3 protein-coding genes are annotated in these 1453 nt (G+C 59.8%); all 3 read right to left on the reverse strand.

All coding sequences use genetic code 11. The annotated features are described in order from the left end of the window. Positions 1-124: 124 nt before the first annotated feature. Positions 125-361: a hypothetical protein gene (locus tag NW819_RS13760; protein WP_414414094.1), complete on the reverse strand. Its 237-nt coding sequence runs from the start codon at positions 359-361 to the stop codon at positions 125-127. Beyond that, complete coding sequence (locus NW819_RS13765; protein WP_414414095.1) at positions 355-933, reverse strand: FAD binding domain-containing protein; 579 nt, start codon at positions 931-933, stop codon at positions 355-357. Before NW819_RS13765 ends, NW819_RS13760 begins: the two co-directional genes overlap by 7 nt. A 42-nt stretch (positions 934-975) precedes the next feature. Beyond that, positions 976-1453 (reverse strand): DUF1818 family protein (locus tag NW819_RS13770; RefSeq protein ID WP_414414096.1); only part of this gene is annotated, 478 nt, incomplete at its 5' end.

Here is a 1453-nt window from a genome sequence, read left to right on the forward strand (position 1 = left end):
GGTCATTTCGATTCAAACTGGGGCACTGACCCACGCCTAAAACCTTTACTTTCAGAGCGGCGGGAGCTTTGGCAGGATGAGTACGTCGTTCTCAGCCCCCTGTTGGGATGGGGCAATACCCCGATTAGCCCAAGATGTCTATACAGCGGCGAATCAATACCTCGCTCATGCGTTGGCGGTAAAGGGCGCTGGCCCGAAAATCCGCGATCCAGCCGTGGGCTTGCTCTGCCAAAAGTTGGGGAAGATGTTCTGGATGGGGCCGGGATCCCAGCCGCACCAGTTGTGGGGGTGAAAGGGCGGCATTGAGCCCGAAGCGATAATCGCCTGAGTCGGGATCGCGCGATCCGGCAACGATCACCAAGGCGGGATCCGTTTGGGTGATGCCGAGCCGCTGAAAGGTGCTGGGGCCGCGCAGCCGTTTTGGGCCGGGATCCAGATGGATCGCAAGGCTTCGCCCAGCTGCTGCAGAGTTTGTTGGGGGCCGATTTGAAAGTCCTGAGCGGGGATGTGGCGCAGGGATCCCTGCAGATCGATCAGCGTGTAGGTGGCCTCAAGGGCGATCAACACGGGCGCTACGACACCGACACTCAGGGCCAGACAGAGATTTCCCCCTATCGTTGCCAGGTGGGCCACTTTGAAAGAGGCCAAAGATGCCATTCCCTCGCACAGGGCGCGGATCCCTGGCCAATGGGGTGGCCAATCGTATTGCAACAGTTGCTGGAAGGTACAGGTTGCCCCCAGTTTTAGCCCTTCTGCGCTGATTTCCAGCTCATTCCAGCCCAGAGGATGCAAATCGACCAGTCCCCGCAGGTGGGGTTGCGGCTGTGAGAAGAGCCAAGTCCCCCCGGCCAGCCAGTTCCAGCCGGGATCCCATGCGGTCAAGTCCTCAAGCTGTTGGGGACGAATGTAGGTGTGCAGATGGTGCAGATCCATGGGTTCTCTCAGGCAGGGATCCGGACTGCAGGCTTCAGGGGGCTAGAGAGCTTCCTGAAAGCATTGGGCGAGGGCCTGGCATAGCTCAGGGACAACATCAGCAGGCCAAAAACCTTCTCCGCGCCGGCCTTGATGCAATTGCACATAGAGACCCCAGGCAGTGGCGCTGCCGCTGGCAATCAACGTCAAAGCAGGGCAAGTCTGCTCCAGCGTAATGCCCTCCTCCGCCATCAGTTGGGAGGCGATGGCCTCCATATCCTGCTGCAGGCGCTGCACCCCCTGCACAAACGCTTGCCACTCCTCCTGAGTGAGCTCCAGCGCCCAGGCTTCTCCCCCCACCAGCGCAACAAAAGGGGAACGGGTGGGATCCCAGCCCAGCCGCCAGCCGGATCCCTTGTGCAGAGAAGAACGAGCCAAGTAGGAACTCCGTCCCACTGTCGCGATTGGGAATCCATCACCGTTGTTGGCAACAGACAGGCAAGGAAAAGCATCCATGGTGCTGATACATTCACGCTGAACT

This window comes from Synechococcus sp. R8-2 (assembly GCF_047461715.1).
Classification (GTDB): domain Bacteria; phylum Cyanobacteriota; class Cyanobacteriia; order Thermostichales; family Thermostichaceae; genus Thermostichus.

Coding starts and splice junctions, on each gene's coding strand:
- NW819_RS13765 (WP_414414095.1), bottom strand. CDS start 933: ATGGATCTGCACCATCTGCACACCTACATTCGTCCCCAACAGCTTGAG.